Origin of the sequence: Microbulbifer salipaludis (assembly GCF_017303155.1) — a bacterium.
GTDB lineage: Bacteria > Pseudomonadota > Gammaproteobacteria > Pseudomonadales > Cellvibrionaceae > Microbulbifer > Microbulbifer salipaludis.
Map to the genome: position 1 here is coordinate 2,185,494 of NZ_JAEKJR010000002.1, position 16,364 is coordinate 2,201,857.

At 54.7% G+C, this 16,364-nt stretch carries 19 protein-coding genes and 1 tRNA gene; 3 read left to right on the forward strand and 17 right to left on the reverse strand.

The window, feature by feature from the left end:
• Positions 1–33 precede the first annotated feature (33 nt).
• The gene (locus tag JF535_RS14865; protein WP_207003415.1) at positions 34–1,353 is read right to left on the reverse strand and encodes an efflux RND transporter periplasmic adaptor subunit; all 1,320 of its coding nucleotides are present in this window, start codon (positions 1,351–1,353) and stop codon (positions 34–36) included.
• A 101-nt stretch (positions 1,354–1,454) separates the two neighbouring features.
• Between JF535_RS14865 and JF535_RS14870 the strand changes: the two genes are divergently transcribed.
• The gene (locus tag JF535_RS14870; protein WP_207003416.1) at positions 1,455–1,991 is read left to right on the forward strand and encodes an NUDIX hydrolase; all 537 of its coding nucleotides are present in this window, start codon (positions 1,455–1,457) and stop codon (positions 1,989–1,991) included.
• Between the two features lie 61 nt (positions 1,992–2,052).
• Here the strand turns inward: JF535_RS14870 and JF535_RS14875 are convergent, their stop codons facing one another.
• The 7 genes from JF535_RS14875 to JF535_RS14905 form a co-directional block, all read right to left on the reverse strand.
• Positions 2,053–2,370: a YqfO family protein gene (locus tag JF535_RS14875; protein ID WP_207003417.1), complete on the reverse strand. Its 318-nt coding sequence runs from the start codon at positions 2,368–2,370 to the stop codon at positions 2,053–2,055.
• 18 nt (positions 2,371–2,388) lie between these two features.
• Positions 2,389–3,243: a thioredoxin gene (trxA, locus tag JF535_RS14880; protein ID WP_207003418.1), complete on the reverse strand. Its 855-nt coding sequence runs from the start codon at positions 3,241–3,243 to the stop codon at positions 2,389–2,391.
• Positions 3,244–3,350: 107 nt separating this feature from the next.
• Entirely contained in the window at positions 3,351–3,656 is a 306-nt protein-coding gene (locus tag JF535_RS14885; protein WP_207003419.1) for a BolA family protein, read from the reverse strand.
• A 16-nt stretch (positions 3,657–3,672) separates the two neighbouring features.
• Complete coding sequence (gene djlA, locus JF535_RS14890) at positions 3,673–4,461, reverse strand: co-chaperone DjlA (protein ID WP_207003427.1); 789 nt, start codon at positions 4,459–4,461, stop codon at positions 3,673–3,675.
• Between the two features lie 197 nt (positions 4,462–4,658).
• Positions 4,659–5,927: a sodium ion-translocating decarboxylase subunit beta gene (locus tag JF535_RS14895; RefSeq protein ID WP_242524029.1), complete on the reverse strand. Its 1,269-nt coding sequence runs from the start codon at positions 5,925–5,927 to the stop codon at positions 4,659–4,661.
• Between the two features lie 56 nt (positions 5,928–5,983).
• Positions 5,984–7,771: a sodium-extruding oxaloacetate decarboxylase subunit alpha gene (gene oadA / locus JF535_RS14900; protein WP_207003432.1), complete on the reverse strand. Its 1,788-nt coding sequence runs from the start codon at positions 7,769–7,771 to the stop codon at positions 5,984–5,986.
• 126 nt (positions 7,772–7,897) lie between these two features.
• Entirely contained in the window at positions 7,898–8,143 is a 246-nt protein-coding gene (locus JF535_RS14905) for an OadG family protein (RefSeq protein WP_340674189.1), read from the reverse strand.
• Positions 8,144–8,486: 343 nt separating this feature from the next.
• On the opposite strand from JF535_RS14905, the gene JF535_RS14910 reads away from it, so the two are divergent.
• Both JF535_RS14910 and JF535_RS14915 read left to right on the forward strand, forming a co-directional pair.
• Positions 8,487–9,449 carry a tRNA dihydrouridine synthase gene (locus JF535_RS14910; protein WP_207003895.1) on the forward strand — a complete coding sequence of 321 codons (963 nt, stop codon included), beginning with the start codon at positions 8,487–8,489 and terminating at the stop codon, positions 9,447–9,449.
• A gap of 246 nt (positions 9,450–9,695) precedes the next feature.
• Positions 9,696–9,772, forward strand: a tRNA-Arg gene (locus tag JF535_RS14915).
• Between the two features lie 334 nt (positions 9,773–10,106).
• On the opposite strand, the gene JF535_RS14920 is transcribed toward JF535_RS14915, so the two are convergent.
• Genes JF535_RS14920 through JF535_RS14960 form a run of 9 tightly spaced genes read right to left on the reverse strand, consistent with a single transcriptional unit; the run spans position 10,107 to position 16,080 of the window.
• Positions 10,107–10,679 carry a tetratricopeptide repeat protein gene (locus JF535_RS14920; RefSeq protein ID WP_207003434.1) on the reverse strand — a complete coding sequence of 191 codons (573 nt, stop codon included), beginning with the start codon at positions 10,677–10,679 and terminating at the stop codon, positions 10,107–10,109.
• 11 nt (positions 10,680–10,690) lie between these two features.
• The gene (locus JF535_RS14925; RefSeq protein ID WP_207003435.1) at positions 10,691–11,317 is read right to left on the reverse strand and encodes a flagellar type III secretion system pore protein FliP; all 627 of its coding nucleotides are present in this window, start codon (positions 11,315–11,317) and stop codon (positions 10,691–10,693) included.
• An 18-nt stretch (positions 11,318–11,335) separates the two neighbouring features.
• A complete protein-coding gene (locus tag JF535_RS14930) occupies positions 11,336–11,632 on the reverse strand; it encodes a FliM/FliN family flagellar motor switch protein (protein WP_207003437.1) in 297 nt (98 codons plus the stop codon).
• A 1-nt stretch (position 11,633) separates the two neighbouring features.
• Positions 11,634–12,326, reverse strand: coding sequence for a hypothetical protein (locus JF535_RS14935; protein ID WP_207003439.1), 693 nt, complete (start codon positions 12,324–12,326; stop codon positions 11,634–11,636).
• Between the two features lie 6 nt (positions 12,327–12,332).
• Complete coding sequence (locus JF535_RS14940; RefSeq protein WP_207003440.1) at positions 12,333–13,508, reverse strand: flagellar hook-basal body complex protein; 1,176 nt, start codon at positions 13,506–13,508, stop codon at positions 12,333–12,335.
• 8 nt (positions 13,509–13,516) lie between these two features.
• Positions 13,517–13,927 carry a flagellar hook assembly protein FlgD gene (locus JF535_RS14945; RefSeq protein ID WP_207003442.1) on the reverse strand — a complete coding sequence of 137 codons (411 nt, stop codon included), beginning with the start codon at positions 13,925–13,927 and terminating at the stop codon, positions 13,517–13,519.
• Entirely contained in the window at positions 13,917–14,663 is a 747-nt protein-coding gene (locus JF535_RS14950) for a hypothetical protein (RefSeq protein ID WP_207003443.1), read from the reverse strand. The genes JF535_RS14945 and JF535_RS14950 overlap by 11 nt, the downstream gene beginning before the upstream one ends.
• The gene (locus JF535_RS14955; protein WP_207003445.1) at positions 14,664–15,089 is read right to left on the reverse strand and encodes a hypothetical protein; all 426 of its coding nucleotides are present in this window, start codon (positions 15,087–15,089) and stop codon (positions 14,664–14,666) included.
• Positions 15,082–16,080 carry a hypothetical protein gene (locus JF535_RS14960; RefSeq protein ID WP_207003447.1) on the reverse strand — a complete coding sequence of 333 codons (999 nt, stop codon included), beginning with the start codon at positions 16,078–16,080 and terminating at the stop codon, positions 15,082–15,084. Before JF535_RS14960 ends, JF535_RS14955 begins: the two co-directional genes overlap by 8 nt.
• Between the last annotated feature and the right edge of the window lie 284 nt (positions 16,081–16,364).

Here is a 16,364-nt window from a genome sequence, read left to right on the forward strand (position 1 = left end):
GCCACCCGCAACCACAGCAAAAACTGCCGGGGACTATTTACCGTCAAAATATGCATCCGGCTCCTTGCCCTGTGTTGCGTCGTCTTGCTCTCGCTGTATCTGCGGATCTGTCGCGCCGGATTCCCTGCGCTCCTGCTCGGTGACCTCGCCTTCGCGCAACGGCATGACCGGGCTCGCGGTGTCCGGGGGCTGAACCGTCTGCAACCCCTTGTATGGATCCAACTGGGTATTTTGCGGCGTAACCGGCTGCCCCGCATTCACCCGCTGCAGGCCATTGACGATCAGCCGCTCGCCGGCCTTGATGCCATCGGTCACGGCCCACAACTCACCCTCGCGCTGGCCCAGCTCCAGGTAGCGCTTGTGCGCGATATCCTGGTCATCGACCACGTAAACAAAACGTCCCTGCATGTCCTCCTGCACCGCTGCCTGGGGCACCAGCGGCTTGATGCCCTCGCTGCCGGAAAACACGCTGATCTCTACCCGCACAAACTGGCCCTGTATCAGCAACTGCTCGGGATTGGGAAAGCGCGCTCGTACCAACGCCGAGCCGGTATTGGGGTCGATCTGGTTGTCCACAAAAACCAGCAAGCCCGGGTACGGATACATCTCGCCATTGGGCTGCTTGATGCGCACATCCCGTCGCTCCTGGGCGATCCCCTGCTGGCGACGCCGCGCCGCCTCCTCCTGCACCACAAACAAGCGGTGCTCCGGCACCTCGAAATTGACCAGGATGGGATCCATACGCACGATGGTTGTCAAAGGCTCAGACATTGGCCCCACCAAGGAGCCATCGGTAAACTGGCTGCGACCGATGATGCCGGTCAAGGGCGCGCGGATTTCGGTGAAGCTCAGATTGAGCTCTGCGGTCTCCACATCTGCCTGTATCGCCTCCATCTGGGATTGCGCGGACTCGTAGTTGCCGGTGAGTTCATCCATCTGCACCTTGCTGATGGCGCCCGTGCGCACCAGCTCCTCTCCGCGGCGGTAATTGCGTTCCGCAATGGCGAGCGCCGAGCGCGCCTGGGACAGGTTCGCGCGCTGATTCTCCAGTGCCGCCACGAACGGTCGCGGGTCTATGACGTAGAGCAGCTCGCCCTCGCGAATCATCTGCCCCTCGACAAAATTGCGGCTCTCGATATATCCCTCTACCCGCGGGCGCACCTTGTATTCGTCGGTTGCTTCCACGCGGCCCACGTACTCGTAGCGCGGCACAACCTGGTGCGCACGCGCTGTCAGCACCTCCACCGGCGGAGGTTTGGGTGCCTCCGGCGCTTCCTCCTCGGCACAGCCCTGCAGCCCCAACACACCCAGGAGCCCCGACAGCAAAAAAACAAACACGAGAAAACGCGCCATGGTAAACCGACCATCGCCACTGCAAAAAAGCCTACTTATGAATATAGAAGAAAGATAAAGGGCCGACTGGCACTCCACCCTTTGGCGGGTATACTTCCGCCATGAAATTTTGCAGCCATTGCGGCCACACCGTTGTATTTGAAGTCCCCACCGGCGACGACCGCCCCCGCCACCTGTGCCATAGTTGCGGCGCCATCCACTATGTGAACCCGCGGGTAATCGTCGGCACCCTGCCCTACCTGGGCGATCAAGTGCTGCTATGCAAGCGCGCCATCGAACCCCGCTACGGCCTGTGGACCCTGCCTGCGGGGTTTATGGAAAATGGCGAAAGCAGTGAGCAGGGGGCGCTCAGGGAATCCTGGGAAGAGGCCCGTGCCAACCTTCGCGTGGACGATCTCTTCTCGGTCTACGACATTCCCCACATCAACCAGGTCTACCTGATTTATCGCGGCGAACTGACCGACACCGAGTTCGGCCCCGGGCCGGAATCGCTGGAAGTCGAGCTATTCGATGAAAAGGATATTCCCTGGCAGGAAATGGCGTTTCCGGTAATGACAGAGACGCTGAAGCACTACTTCAACGACCGCGCGCAAGGGCAATTTTCCCTGCACCGGGGCGTAATCAAGCGAAAGCTCTAAGCCCCCACTCAGCAGCCACCGAGCGACCCGGCGCCTGCCGGGATACCAGCATCTGCACAAATCAGTTGCAGCGGTCGTCGAGTTTCCACAGGTCAAATGCGGGCTCTTCGTAGGGATGCGCGTCGCGCATGGCCGCAAGTACCGCATCAACGACCGCATCCGCGCAGACGGTTTCCAGCCGGTACTCCGGCACCTGCTCCACCGCCCCCTGCTGGCCAATAAACGGCTGGCTGCCGTCCAACGGCCGGAATTGCCCGCTGCCCAACACCTGCCAGCAGCAACGGTCGTAGTCACCGATACGCCCGGCGCCGGCGGCAAAAATCGCCTGTTTCACCGGCTCCAGATGCGACTCGGGTATATAGATACACAGTTTGTACATGGCTTCGATCCCTGCGGATCAGAACATCAGGGTCATCAGTTTGCGCTGGTAGGTCGTCGCTACCGGGTCACCCGCTCCCAGTGCCTTGACGATATCCAGGTAGGCCTGCTTGGCCGCGCCATCGGCAAAGCCCAGGTCTTTGCGCAACAGGCCGAGCAGAATTTCCAGCGCCTCTTCGTGACGGTCCGCCTGACTGAGCTGTACCGCCAGCTTGTACGCAGACTCACTGTCGTCCGGGTTTTCCGCCAGCGCCTGTTGCAGAGCCTTGATTTCGGGGGAGTCGGCTGCGGCCTGCTTCAGTTCCAGCTGCGCCATCAGCTGCTGGTAGTCGGCATCCTGGTCCGCCATCAGAATCTTGCCCAGCACTTCTTCGGTGTCCTTGACCCGGTTCTTCTCCAGCAGCACGGCCGCATACTGCTTGGCAATGTCCGCGCGCTCGGCGGAATCTCCATAGGCCTGGCGCAACAGCGGCAGCGCCTGGTCCAGCTCGCCCTCCCCGACCAGCTTCTGCGCCTGCTGGTATTGCAGCTCCCAGGCTTTGGGCAGGTAATTGTCCAGCATTTCGCGGATCTGCTGTTCCGGCTGCGCGCCGGCAAAACCGTCCACCGGCTGGCCATCTTTCAACACCATTACGGTTGGCAGGCTGCGCACCCCGAGCTGCCCGGCCAGCGCCTGCTCGGTATCCGCGTTGAGCTTCGCCAGCAAAAACTGGCCCGCGTACTCATTGGCCAGCTTTTCCAGCACCGGCATCAGCTGCTTGCAGGGTTCGCACCAATCCGCCCATACGTCCACCACCACCGGGCGTTGCATGGACTCTTCGATCAATACTTGCTGGGCGTTCTCGGCGGTAACGTCGACAATAAAGCCTTCCACGGCTACTCCTGAATTCTGTGTTTCTAACCTGATGTTGATTTTGTGGCTGCGGCTAACAGGTGCGGCCGCAATCTGGCCGCATCATACCTGACCGCCAACCACCCGGATTAACCTTTGCTGGCACCCAGGCACTGCGGGCTCTGCGGCGCCTGCCCTGCCCACTCCTCACCGGTGTAGAGGTGCAATGCCAGTGCGTGAATGGGCCCGGCCATCTCATCCGCCAGCACCGCGTACACTTTCTGGTGCCGCTGCACCTTGCGAACACCGGTAAACGCCTCGCTCACCAGCACCACACGGAAATGCATCTCGGCCCCTTCGGGCACATTGTGCATGTGACTTTCACAGTCCACCTCGATGTGGGTCGGTGTAAAGGCATCACTCAGCTTTTGTTGAATATGTTCTGCCAGAGACATTGGCGGGCTCCTCACTTCAAACCTGGTCAACCGCCGCCTGGCGCTTGCGCGCGGCGACAATGGTGTCGTAAGCCACGGTGACACTTTTCATCTGGTCTTCCGCATGGCGCATGAACTCTTCCGGCAGGCCCTTGGAGGCAATCTTGTCCGGATGATATTCCGCCGCCTTGCGCCGGTAGGCAAGCTTCAACTCTTTGTCGCTCGCATCCGGGCTGCACTCGAGAATGTCGTAGTGCGCCTGCAGATTGCTGCTCCCAGTGCCCGCACCGCGATGACCAAACTCGTTGAACATGGCAGTAAAGATGGAGGCGTGCAGCCCGAGGGCTTCGGGAATCTTGCGCAGGATCTGCTCTTCCGCGGGATGCAACTCACCATCGGCAAACGCCACCGCAAACAGCAGGCGGTAGACCATTTCCCGCATGGCCTGATTGCGGATCAGCTGCCGATACTGCTGGGCGTAATCGTAGATGCTGAACTGATCGTCTTTAGCGTTCTGGAAAATCTTGATCGCCTGCTGGCGATCCTCAGCATTCAGGCGCAGGTTATTATTGATGAAGTCATCAACCAGCTGGATTTCCGCTTTCGAAACCTGACCGTCCGCCTTGGCCATTTTTGCCAGCATGGAAAACAGCGCGACGATAAACACCGTCTGCGCACCCTCACGGTTCAGGGTCACACCCGCTTCACTCAGCTTCTTAAGGCCGGAGCCAAACGAACTCCCCACCCAGGCACCCAGTGCGGCACCGATGGGGCCGCCAAACATCATGCCGATGCCCGCACCAATACCCGCTCCCAACCAGGACATAACCTCTCCTTTGCGGCACGGGCCTTACTCGGGGCCAGGCTGCCGCCCTGTTACAAAACGGCCGCCATCTTAACACGGCGGCCCGGGGCGGCGCCCGGTGCCCGCGCCCAATGCAGACTATCGAGTCAACGGTTGCTGCCGGACACAAAAAACCCCGCCGCAGCGGGGTTGTGTAGCAGCAGGCAGACGCCAGCCCATCAGCCGGTCATGGCGCGCACCATGGTGATCATGACACCGGCCGCCACCGCGGAGCCGATCACGCCGGCCACGTTGGGCCCCATGGCGTGCATCAACAGGAAGTTGTGCGGGTTGGCCTCCAGGCCCAGCTTGTTGGAGACTCGCGCCGCCATGGGCACCGCAGATACCCCGGCCGAACCAATCAGCGGGTTGATCTTGTTCTTGCTGACCGCGTTCAGCAACTTGGCCATCAACACACCGGCCGCGGTGCCGATGGCAAAAGCGACGATGCCCAGCGCCAGGATGCCGAGGGTTTTCGGGTCCAGGAACTTGTCCGCCGCCAGCTTGGAGCCGACCGACAGACCAAGGAAGATCGTGGTGATATTGATCAGCGCATTCTGCGCGGTATCGGACAGGCGAGATACCACGCCGCACTCCCGCATCAGGTTACCAAAGCAGAACATCCCCAGCAGCGGCGCCGCGTCTGGCAGGAACAGGGCCACCAGAATCAACAATACCAGCGGGAAGATGATTTTCTCGCGCTTGCTCACCGGTCGCAGCTGCACCATCTCGATTCGGCGCTCCTGCTCGGTGGTGAGCGCGCGCATAATCGGCGGCTGGATCAGCGGCACCAGCGCCATATACGAATAGGCCGCAACCGCGATGGCACCGAGCAGATCCGGCGCCAGCAGGCTCGACACGTAAATCGCCGTGGGGCCATCCGCACCGCCAATAATGCCGATCGCCGCCGCGTCCGCGACGGAGAAATCCATGATCCCCGCCGCCGACATACCGACTGCGCCGAGCACCGTGGCGAAAATACCAAACTGCGCCGCCGCCCCCAGGAACAGGGTGCGGGGATTGGCCAGCAGCGGGCCGAAATCGGTCATCGCCCCCACGCCCATGAAGATCACCAGCGGGGCCACACCGGAAGCAATGGCCACGTTGTAGAAGTTGTACAACATGCCGTTGTTGAAGCCCGCATCGGCAGCAATCTGCTCCACACGCAGCTGCGCCGCCGCCGGCGCGTTTTCCAGCGCCACTTTGAGCCCCTCGACGGAGTCGAAGCCGGCCAGCCCCAGCGCTTGCGCCAGCTGCTCCATCACCCCGGCGTCCCCGGAGTAAATCGCCGCCTCGACCGCGGGCAGCGCCAGGTTGGCGCCGGGAATATTGGCAAGAATGCCGCCAAAGCCAATCGGCACCAGCAGCAGCGGCTCAAAGTTTTTACGAATGGCGAGAAACAGCAAACCAAGGCAGACCACTATCATGGAGAACTGCCCGACGGTCATCTGATAGGCGCCGGATGAGAGCCAGAGATTCGTTATATTTTCCACAAGTGCCCCCGTTACGCGATGGTCAGCAGGGCATCGCCCACCGCCACGGCATCGCCTTCCTTGATGGTCACCCCGGTGACAGTGCCAGCGCGTGGCGCACTCACTGCGGTTTCCATCTTCATGGCTTCAAGGATCACGATATTCTGGCCTTCGCTCACCTGATCACCGGGCTTCACCAGCACCTTGAAAATATTGCCCGCCAGCGGTGCCTTCACCGGCTCGCCGGACCCGGACGCCACCGGTGCGGTACCGCCACTTGCGGGCGCCGCATCGCCGACCTTGACCATGCCGGTCACATCGCCACCATCAGCAACCGTGACCGTATAGCTCTGCCCTTCCACCGACACGGTGTACACGCATTCGCCCTGATCGTTTTTCACTTCGGAGGATTCGTTGCCCGTGGGCACCGGCTCAAACGCGTCGGGGTTGTCACGGTTTTTCAGGAACTTGAGGCCAATCTGCGGGAACAGGGCGTAGGTCAGCACATCGTCGATCTCGCCTTCCCCGTCCGACAGCAAAATATCGTCCGCGTCGGCCTTCGCGCGCAGTTCCCCGGCCAGTTTTTCCAGCTCCGGCGACAGCAGGTCCGCCGGGCGACAGGTGACCGGCTCGGCACCGTCCAGCACTTTGTCCTGCAGCGCCTTGTCGACGTCCGCAGGGGTCGCGCCATACTCGCCCTTCAGCACCGCCGCGGTTTCCTTGGAGATGGACTTGTAACGCTCGCCGGTCAGCACGTTGAGCACCGACTGGGTGCCAACGATCTGGGAGGTCGGCGTAACCAGCGGGATGTACCCCAGATCTTTGCGTACGCGGGGGATCTCTTCCAGCACCTCATCGAGGCGGTCGCCGGCACCCTGCTCGCGCAGCTGGTTTTCCATATTGGTGAGCATGCCGCCGGGCACCTGCGCCACCAGAATCCGCGAATCCACACCCCGCAGGGAGCCTTCGAACTTCGCGTACTTTTTGCGAACCTCGCGGAAGTAAGCAGCGATTTCCTCCAGCAACTGGATATCCAGGCCGGTATCCCGCTCGGTGCCTTCGAGGATCGCCACCACCGCCTCGGTGGGGCTGTGGCCGTAGGTCATGGACATGGAAGAAATCGCGGTATCGATATTGTCGATACCCGCCTCCACACACTTCAGCGCCGTCGCGGTAGAAAGACCCGTGGTGGCGTGGCACTGCATGTGGATGGGGATGTCCACCGCCGCCTTCAGGCGCTTGACCAGCTCGAATCCCTCATAGGGACGCAGCAGGCCGGCCATATCCTTGATGGCAATGGAGTCAGCTCCCATGTCTTCGATCTGGCGGCCCAGATCCACCCACAGGTCCATGTTGTGCACCGGGCTCACAGTGTAAGAAATTGTGCCCTGCGCATGCTTGCCCTGCTTTTTCACCGCCGCCAGCGCCGTCTGCAGATTGCGCATATCGTTCATCGCGTCAAATACGCGGAACACATCCACGCCGTTCGTCGCCGCGCGCTCCACAAATTTCTCCACTACATCATCCGCATAGTGGCGGTAACCGAGAATGTTCTGGCCGCGGAACAGCATCTGCTGCGGCGTGTTCGGCATGGCTTTTTTAAGCTCGCGAATACGCTCCCAGGGATCCTCTCCCAAATAACGGATACAGGCATCAAAGGTCGCGCCCCCCCAAGATTCCAGAGACCAGAAACCGACTTGGTCCAGCTTCTCCGCAATTGGCAGCATGTCATCCAGGCGCAGGCGGGTTGCGAATAGCGACTGGTGGGCGTCGCGCAGGACTACATCCGTAATCCCCAATGGCTTTTTAACCTCAGTCATGGGTCGTCTCTCTTGGAAAGTTGATCTTGAAATATTGGCTGGCCAGCCGCCCTTCCCGGCAGGCGTTCGCGAACGCAACGGAAAACGACCGGGCCGGTCCTAAAACGATGTATTGACTGCACCGCGTTAACGGCGCTTGTTGCGATGCTGCTCGATGGCCGCCTTAATAATTTTTTTCAGGCGCTCGTCCCCGGTCGGCGGTGTGCCGGACGCATTGACGGCCGGCGCAACAGGCTCAGCCTCGGGGAAAAATCGGGTAACAAAACGGGACATCAAGGTGGTGCAGATCACCAGGACGAGAAGAAACGTAAATACAATTCCCATGCCGAACAGCGTGATATCCAGGCCTTGCTGTATCAGTGACTCTTGCACGTTTATTCCCTCGCAAATGACTTTTATTGTGTCTGTTCAGATTTTGCGGGCGATATTATCCGGTCAATAACTCTTGGAAATCAAACACTTATTAGTTACAGAAGCAACCAAGAACCTGTCAGATGCCGCATTTTCCTGCCATTTTCACTGCCATTTCCCACCAGTGAAACCACAGCGCAAAACTGCCGATTAATTGCACAACCGCCCTGCCAATCCCTTACAATAGCGCCCGGTATCAGGCAGCAACCAGCAATTATCCATGCACGTCACGAAGTCCCCAGCACCCGCGCCCGCGCAACCCGAACCCCCAACAACCGGGCGCCCCACAATCCATCAGGCGCCGATGGAAGGGGTTATCGACCATCACGTCCGCGCCCTGTTGTCGCGCCTGGGCGGCGTGGATATATGCGTCACCGAATTTGTCCGCGTCACCCATACCCGGCTGCCGCGCCGAGTTTTCACGCGCCTGTGCCCTGAACTGGAACAGGGCGCGCAGACCCCAAACGGTACGCCCGTGAAGTTGCAGCTGCTGGGCGGCAACCCCACCGCCATGGCCTACAACGCCGCCAAAGCGGTGGAAGCCGGCGCCAGATCCATTGACCTCAACTTCGGCTGCCCGGCAAAGTCCGTCAACAATAGTGACGGCGGTGCCTGCCTGCTCCAGTCGCCGTCCCGCGTAGAGGGTATCGTCGCCGCCGTGCGGCAGGCCGTGCCCGACGAGATCCCCGTCTCCGCCAAAATCCGCCTGGGATACCAGGACCGCAGCAGCTACCTCGATAATGCCCGCGCCGCCGAAGCCGGTGGCGCCAGCGAACTGGCGGTGCACGCCCGCTCCAAAGTGGATGGCTACCGGCCACCGGCATACTGGGAATACATCGGAGAAATCCGCCAGCAACTGGGTATACGGGTAATCGCCAACGGCGACCTGTGGACACTGGACGACTTCAAGCGCTGCCGCGAGGTGACCGGGTGTGACGCCTACATGTTTGGCCGCAGCCTGCTCGCGCGCCCCGATATCGGCCTACAGATACAGGCCATGTACGCGGGGCACGAGTATCAGCCACTGCAGTGGCACCAGGTCGCAGCTATCCTCTACGACTACTACACCACCACCCAGGACATCTACCCGGCCAAGTACTTGGGCAACCGGGTAAAACAGTGGCTGGCTTACCTCAAATTGAGCTACCCGCAGGCCACCGTGTTCTTCGAACAAATCAAGCGCCACCGCGACCCCGAGCTACTCGAGCAGGCGTTTTCCCAACACCTGCAACCAGCACCGCACACACAAGAGCAACATGTCGCCTGAGCCCCAACTGACACCCAGGCTAACCGCCCAAGGCGTCCGAAACACCGCATCGCCATAAGTTGAAAAAAGTACTTGCAAACGCCGAATTAGCACGGCAGAATGCGCGCCCTATCGAGTTGAACCGGCCATCCCCGGACAGCCCTGAAGCTCGGTAACCTGCGGATTTTTAAAGAGTTTTTGAAAAAATCTTTAAAAAAATAGTTGACGAAGCCAAGGCAAGTCACTATAGTTCGCAACCACAACGACGCGCTCGTAGCTCAGCTGGATAGAGTACCTGGCTACGAACCAGGCGGTCGGAGGTTCGAATCCTCCCGAGCGCGCCATATTAAAAAGCCCCGATCTCGAAAGAGTTCGGGGCTTTTTGTTTTCCCTGGTGTTAAGTTGCCGAGTTACGCACACAACGCGCATTGCACCCGGGCACCTACCCCGAGGCTTTCAGTGCGCATTGCCGCCGAATGTGGCGGAAGACAAATATTAGAATGCTCAGAGTTCGGCGGCCAAGACGAGTTGACCACGACAGGCTATTACATTTAAGAAAATCCGCTGGAAATACCCAATGAAAGAGCCCCCCCAGGCGATCACCTCTTAAACAATGTTAGCTCAAGTGAATAAATAGGCAGGCACAGCAATAGGACGCAGATTCTAAATGAACGGTTGCTAACCTCGCTCTCCATACGCAGAAAGCAAAAAGGATTTCCCGTTCGCCGAACTCGAAGATACCTGAGCATCCTGATCAGCTCTAGTCCCTAGATGCTGTACGATAGCATCGACAATTTTCTGCAGATCGCTATTTAGTACGGCGTTATCTGAGTTACTCTCGATGGCTCTGAGAAGCGCGCTCTTAGCCTCGGCCATTCTCTCTTGATGTAACGCAATCAGTCCATCATGGACAAACCGCTCATATGACTCGTCTTCCAGGCCAGCAAAATATTCCAGAACTTGTGCAGCCTCATCGAGATTGTCTAGAGCGGTCAGTAGCAGTGCAAATTGAATTCGAGCCACTGACATTTCTGGACGTAACTTAAGTACTTCTCGATAGTGAGAAACAGACTTATCAAAAAGCTTTATCTCAGCATAGTCAGCAGCTAGAAGAAAGTGAGCATTAGGATTAGAGGGGTCAACCTCAAGCAGCTCCTTCAACTTAGCAATGGCATCGTCAATACGACCGTTTAGCGATGCATGAATGGCGAGATGCAGGAGCTCTTCCGAATCAAATTTTTGGTTATTCATTATAGAAAATCCTAGATAATCGTGCTCTGAGCCAGATTTAAAGTAATTAGAGACCAGCCATCAAGCAGCACAAACAGCATTAGCTTGATTGGCATTGAAACTGTAATTGGTGGGAGCATGATCATACCAAGTGACATGAGCACACCTGAAACAACCAGATCAACCAGTAAAAACGGTACCATTACGAAAAAAGCAGCCTTAAAACCGTAGGCCAATTCGCTCAGCATGTACGCAGGCATCAGTTTCGTGATAGAAACCTCTTCTGCAGTCGCCGGCACCGTCGATTGCGACATAGCATAAACCGCTTCCAAATCATCGCCCGACACTCGAGGCAACATCCATCCCTTTGCTACTTGAACAATCTCGTCTGCGGCAACTTTGAGCGTGATATCCTGCTCCGACAATGGAAGCAGAACGCCAGAATATATCTGACTCGGAACGTCCCCCATTACAGCAATAGTTGTGAATATCGCTAACGCAATCAAAACAATATTTGGCGGACTTTGCTGAAGTCCGAGCGCGTAGCGGATTGCCGAGTACACAATAATGAACCGCAGAAATGGTGTTACCGCCACAAGGAAAAATGGCAAAAAGGTCAGCGATGTTAGAATCGTAAACCAATTGAACTGCTCAGCCACTAGTACAACATCCCAGAATCAATCATTCTCAACAATCTTGACTGCCAAACGGGTGCCATCTGCGACCAAAACACCGCGACCAACCTCTTGACCATCGCACTTCAAGACGACCGGATCACCGATCGCCTGATCAAGAGTAACAACACTGCCAACTTCACCATTTACCAGCTTACCCAACTCAACTTTTGCTGAGCCAACGATCACCTCCAATTCGACCTCAACAGAATTTAGAATCTTGTCGAAATTCCCAGAGATTGGCTTTGCACCCAAACCCTCTTCCAAATTGGAAACGTCTTCTAACACTACTTCACTCATATCAACTCTCAATCACAACAGCACGCTTGTCGCCATCTCTTCCCAGATATGCCGTCAGTCCGACATCTTCGGTTTCGATGCTTAAGCGCCAACTAAAATCATCTAAAGCCCCAAGGCTAATCGTCTCTCCAGGCCGCACTGACCGAACCGTCGATAAATCAACATTGATCTTCTTGTTGACGACAAGATCCACATCGTTTTTCAAGGCAGAGCTTGTAATGGAGCCCCGCTTCAATACGCCAGATTTAAACGAGTCAACAACGCACTCAGCAGAAAGCGCAACAAAACCGGCCTGCCCACTGGGGAGTTTGAAACACAGCTTCAAAACATCAAACGGAGCTATCCCACAGGGAAGGACATCCACACATTGAGTGGGATCCATTTCCAACTGATCGAGCAAAACATTCACTGCCGAATGAAATGCTGATCTCGAATTATATTCTGAGCATAAATGAGACAGCTTGCTCAATTCACAATCTACAAATTCAATAACGGATTGAGAGATTAAAACTATCTTTCCGCCAGCAGACCAAGCAGGTAAGCCGATGGTATCTTCAGGGGAAATTAGTTGAAACTTCGCTGCAATCTGCGCTTCAAATCCCAACCAGTCCTGTAGCCAACGAGAAACGTGATCGATTCTTGGAAAGGCTTTTGAAGCATTAGAGCAATCGCCAGTCAAATTAAAGACTCTCATCTGGCGTTAACCTTTGGACTGGTACAAAGTTTCAATCATGGTATTAGCCACATCCATCACGTGCGACGCGGCTTGATACCCTCGCTGTGCGATAATCATTTCAGCGAATTCTCGGACCAAGTCGACGTTTGAAGATTCAATACTATTCCCCTGGATCGATCCGAAGATACCAGTATCCGGCTGACCATAGCTGACACCTTGTAAGGTATTTGCCACGTAGAACCCATCGCCCATATGGCGCAAATCCTGAGGATTGTCGAAATAGGCTAAACCGATTGTATAAGGCTCTTCGGTATCACCGTTGGAATACAATAGATTTAGTGCGCCTTTATCATTGAAACTGGCCGCTACAAGTCCCTCAGAACCACGACCATCAACAACCTCGGATCCCAGTGTTGACACAGTTCCACCAGCAAACGAAGTGCTGCCCGAAAAATCGCCAGGAGTACCAAATGTCAGAGTCAAATCAAGTGCGACACCAGCCGTACCATTTTCGGCCGAGGGAATTGTAATCGATAACGATTCGCTACCTGTGCTGACCGAGCCGTCAAGCCCAAAATTGAGCTGCCCGGTCCATAGTGGAATCCCGGAATCACTTTCAACAACAACAGACCACTCACCAGGAGTCGTAGCAGTATTATTGACGAAGCGAATCCCAAACGTTACTTCTTCACCCAAGGTATTAAAAACAGAAACCGCGGGAATTTCGTGTTCGTCGTCGCCTGTAGAAAGGTTTCCAGAGAAACTTAGCTCGGTGGTCGCTTCGGGAGGTAACGTTTTCATTGTAGAAATATCGATTCGGTAGAGATTACCACCGGGACCGGACCCCATCACATAACCATCCGAGACGGTATCCTTCAGAAATCCATCATCATCAAACACAAACTGGCCGTTGCGCGTGTACTGATAAACGCCATCTTTCTCAACAATGAAATAGCCTTCACCGATAACAGCCAAATCGGTAGCTCTTCCTGTATCGCGAATTGTGCCGGCGGATTCATCCATATATTCACCGGAAAGCTTGGCGCCAATTCCGTGCCCATCTTCCCCAAGCGAGCGGTAGAAATTGTTTACCGCTTTAAAACCCGGGGTATTCATATTCGCAACGTTGTTACTGATCGTATTGAGACCCTGCGAAAACACGACCATCCCGGATAAACCATTAAAAAATGATTGAAGCATATTGAATCCTATTGCCGTATAACACGTATTTGAGAAAGTCGGAGACCCGACACAACGTTGCCATCTGTGGCATTCACAGTAAACGTGGTGCCACTACCATCGAATGAAACCGCTGATATAGATCCAAATAGGCTTCCACTATCCGAAGAAACCTCAACGGAACGGCCGAGTAATTCAGAAGCCTGGTAGCTCGAATTTAATCTCGCGATATTTTCTAACTGCAAGCCATTCTGCCGGTTCTGTTCGATACTGGAGAACTGAGCCAGCTGCGCCAAAAACTCACTATTATCCAGCGGCTCCATCGGATCTTGAAACTGAAGTTGCGCTAGGAATAGACGAAGAAATTCTTCCTGAGAAATGGAATTTGATGATTCAGCTTCAGTATTCCCAAGGACGCTCCCGATTGCATCAACGGACATAATCTAAAGCCTCCCCATTAAAATATACCCTTGCACTTTCAAGAATTTCTAATGGGATCATGTCAAATAGCCAACCACTGTTTTCAAGCGACTCACCATAATTTCGCACAAAAATGGAACAATTCTTACCATCATCCTCTACCTCATTCTTTACTAAAAAAAGAACAGATCTATTTGGCAGTGAAGAACTGGACCAAGTAGCAGCAGTATGACTTGTCTGGTGCGGAGAAATAGGAATCCGCGAATCAAAGCGTTCAACTTTGTATGCTGCGCGCCCAGCTGCTTCGCCAGACGTGGACCGACGATCCCCCCAAAAACGAGCCAGGAGATCACGAGAACCCTTCACATTATGACTATTTCCTATGCCATCGGAAATTGGAGATGAAACGTCTACTGTCATAACGCCAATCTCTCTTGAACTGCCAAACTTTAGAGACATGCCATCGACACCTGTAGCGTACGACAATAACTGTGGCCAATCCTGAATAGCGGAATAGTCACCGCCAGCCATTCCGTCCGAAAACGAAAGTACGTACTGTTGCACTTCGAAGCTTTTGCCCGCTTCAATCACAGAAATTGAAACGTCTTTCTCAGACGGAACATGGCCCGGAGAATCAGATGCGAGTAACTGACTAAATGACTGCGCTGCCACCTTATTGTTAGCCGCCTTATTATCACGTAATACGACGTCGCCTAACGCCGTAAAAGAAAAATCTGACAGTAAGTTAACACTCATTTAATTCGATCCTGCTCGAAACTCATCCTGAGCTACTTCATCTTGGTATTGATCTAGGGCAAACTTTTCTAAATATGTCCGCTGCCGTTCCAGATCACCCAACATATCTATTTGTGAGGATGCCGCAGTCAACTTCGATTCGACCCGTTTAATTTCGGAGAGCAATCGGATTGACTCAGACTCCAACCGATCTGAATTATCCTCGTACACTGGCACCTTAGTTAGATATTCATCTAGCAAATATAGGGGTATCCCCGAAGAAACCGCGCTATTCAATGCGCGATTTAGGTTCTCCAGTTCTCCTTGGACCTGCGATTTTCGTACATCTACCTTTTTTGCACCTGAGCGGAGAGAATTCACTTCTGCGTCGATTTTTCGAATTGCTTTATATCTTTGATATTTGGCTAATTTGTAGAAGCTAGGCACTTGAAATATTCTCCAAGAGATTGGAAAACGTTTGCTCCCCAAGAAGCCAATAATCTAGGCACTTTCTATTCTTAACTGCTTTATCAACCGACTTCTGCTCTCCAGAACGATAGCCTGAAAATCGGATGTAATCTTCCAACTCCTCAAACTCGGCAACCGCGTTCCTTATAGTCTGGGCGGCCTTCTTCTCCGCCTCAGAAAAAACTACTTCAGAGAGTCTTGACTGACTTGCCAGCAAGTCAATTGCCGGGAATATTCCTCTATTCGCGAGTTTACTTGATAGAAATACGTGGCCATCAGTAACAGACTTTACGAAATCGGCAATCAGGTCCTCAAAATCTGACTCCAGAAGCACACTGCCAACGATCGTCAAACTCGAATCATCGGCATAATCTGAGGCGCTTTCCAAAAGAGCAGAAACACCGCTGAAAACCGATAAGGGATTACCCTGCCGACCAGGAACCTCGCCTGATGAAATACCAACATCTCTCAGAGCGCATGCATACCTTGTAATTGAATCAATTACAAGCAGTACTTTTTTGCCATCGGCAACTAATTCACCAGCCACCTCTAAAGCCGTGTCGACAACTCTCGCCTTCCGAATACTTGGCTCTGAAGCCGCCGCACCAACTACCGTTGTTTTAGTAGATTGATCTGGTTTTACATCACGAATAAAAGTCAGCAATTCTCTCGAACGCTCTCCAACTAATGCAAACACGACGTGATCAAACGCATTTGAATTTATGAGCTTTCTAAGTATCGAGCTCTTTCCAAGCCCCGCTTTCGAGAAAATTGCTGTTTTTTGTCCAAACGCCAATGGAAGAAAGTCATCAAATACTGATATTCCAGTAGATACCTTCTCGCATGCGGGCAAAGGCGCAGCATAGCGCTTATTGTTACCCTCGCCCTCAGAACCCTTCCAAAGCGGCTCTTGACGCTTGTAATCCACAACAGGCTCGCCCATTGCTGTCAGGAAATATGATTTATCCATTGACTCGCGCACTGATTGAGCCTTTTGCTGTTCCGGTTTAAGGACAGCACAGCCTGGCTGTACGTCAGTAGCCGCTCCCAAGGGCATCAGGACAGTAGAATCCGCCGTACTCCGTATGATCTCGGCGCTAACATAAGCACCGGCACAATCTCGCACGTAGCATATCTGGCCGATATGCCCAACTATTCCAGCGATAGTTATCGAACTCCTATCTACGCCTATAACGCGTCCTTCCCGATACAGAATTGGCGGAACACATGATCCATTATCGAAAATTCTACGCT

Excerpts from the sequence above, each read along its gene's own strand:
- djlA (WP_207003427.1), bottom strand. The coding sequence starts at position 4,461 with ATGTCCTGGTTGGGAGCGGGTATTGGTGCGGGCATCGGCATGATGTTT.
- JF535_RS14945 (WP_207003442.1), bottom strand. The coding sequence starts at position 13,927 with ATGTCCGTTGATGCAATCGGGAGCGTCCTTGGGAATACTGAAGCTGAA.
- JF535_RS14960 (WP_207003447.1), bottom strand. The coding sequence starts at position 16,080 with ATGGATAAATCATATTTCCTGACAGCAATGGGCGAGCCTGTTGTGGAT.
- JF535_RS14910 (WP_207003895.1), top strand. The coding sequence starts at position 8,487 with ATGGAAGGGGTTATCGACCATCACGTCCGCGCCCTGTTGTCGCGCCTG.
- JF535_RS14935 (WP_207003439.1), bottom strand. The coding sequence starts at position 12,326 with ATGAGAGTCTTTAATTTGACTGGCGATTGCTCTAATGCTTCAAAAGCC.
- JF535_RS14885 (WP_207003419.1), bottom strand. The coding sequence starts at position 3,656 with ATGTCTCTGGCAGAACATATTCAACAAAAGCTGAGTGATGCCTTTACA.
- JF535_RS14870 (WP_207003416.1), top strand. The coding sequence starts at position 1,455 with ATGAAATTTTGCAGCCATTGCGGCCACACCGTTGTATTTGAAGTCCCC.
- oadA (WP_207003432.1), bottom strand. The coding sequence starts at position 7,771 with ATGACTGAGGTTAAAAAGCCATTGGGGATTACGGATGTAGTCCTGCGC.
- JF535_RS14950 (WP_207003443.1), bottom strand. The coding sequence starts at position 14,663 with ATGAGTGTTAACTTACTGTCAGATTTTTCTTTTACGGCGTTAGGCGAC.
- JF535_RS14865 (WP_207003415.1), bottom strand. The coding sequence starts at position 1,353 with ATGGCGCGTTTTCTCGTGTTTGTTTTTTTGCTGTCGGGGCTCCTGGGT.
- JF535_RS14920 (WP_207003434.1), bottom strand. The coding sequence starts at position 10,679 with ATGAATAACCAAAAATTTGATTCGGAAGAGCTCCTGCATCTCGCCATT.
- JF535_RS14875 (WP_207003417.1), bottom strand. The coding sequence starts at position 2,370 with ATGTACAAACTGTGTATCTATATACCCGAGTCGCATCTGGAGCCGGTG.
- JF535_RS14895 (WP_242524029.1), bottom strand. The coding sequence starts at position 5,927 with ATGACCGTCGGGCAGTTCTCCATGATAGTGGTCTGCCTTGGTTTGCTG.
- JF535_RS14940 (WP_207003440.1), bottom strand. The coding sequence starts at position 13,508 with ATGCTTCAATCATTTTTTAATGGTTTATCCGGGATGGTCGTGTTTTCG.
- JF535_RS14930 (WP_207003437.1), bottom strand. The coding sequence starts at position 11,632 with ATGAGTGAAGTAGTGTTAGAAGACGTTTCCAATTTGGAAGAGGGTTTG.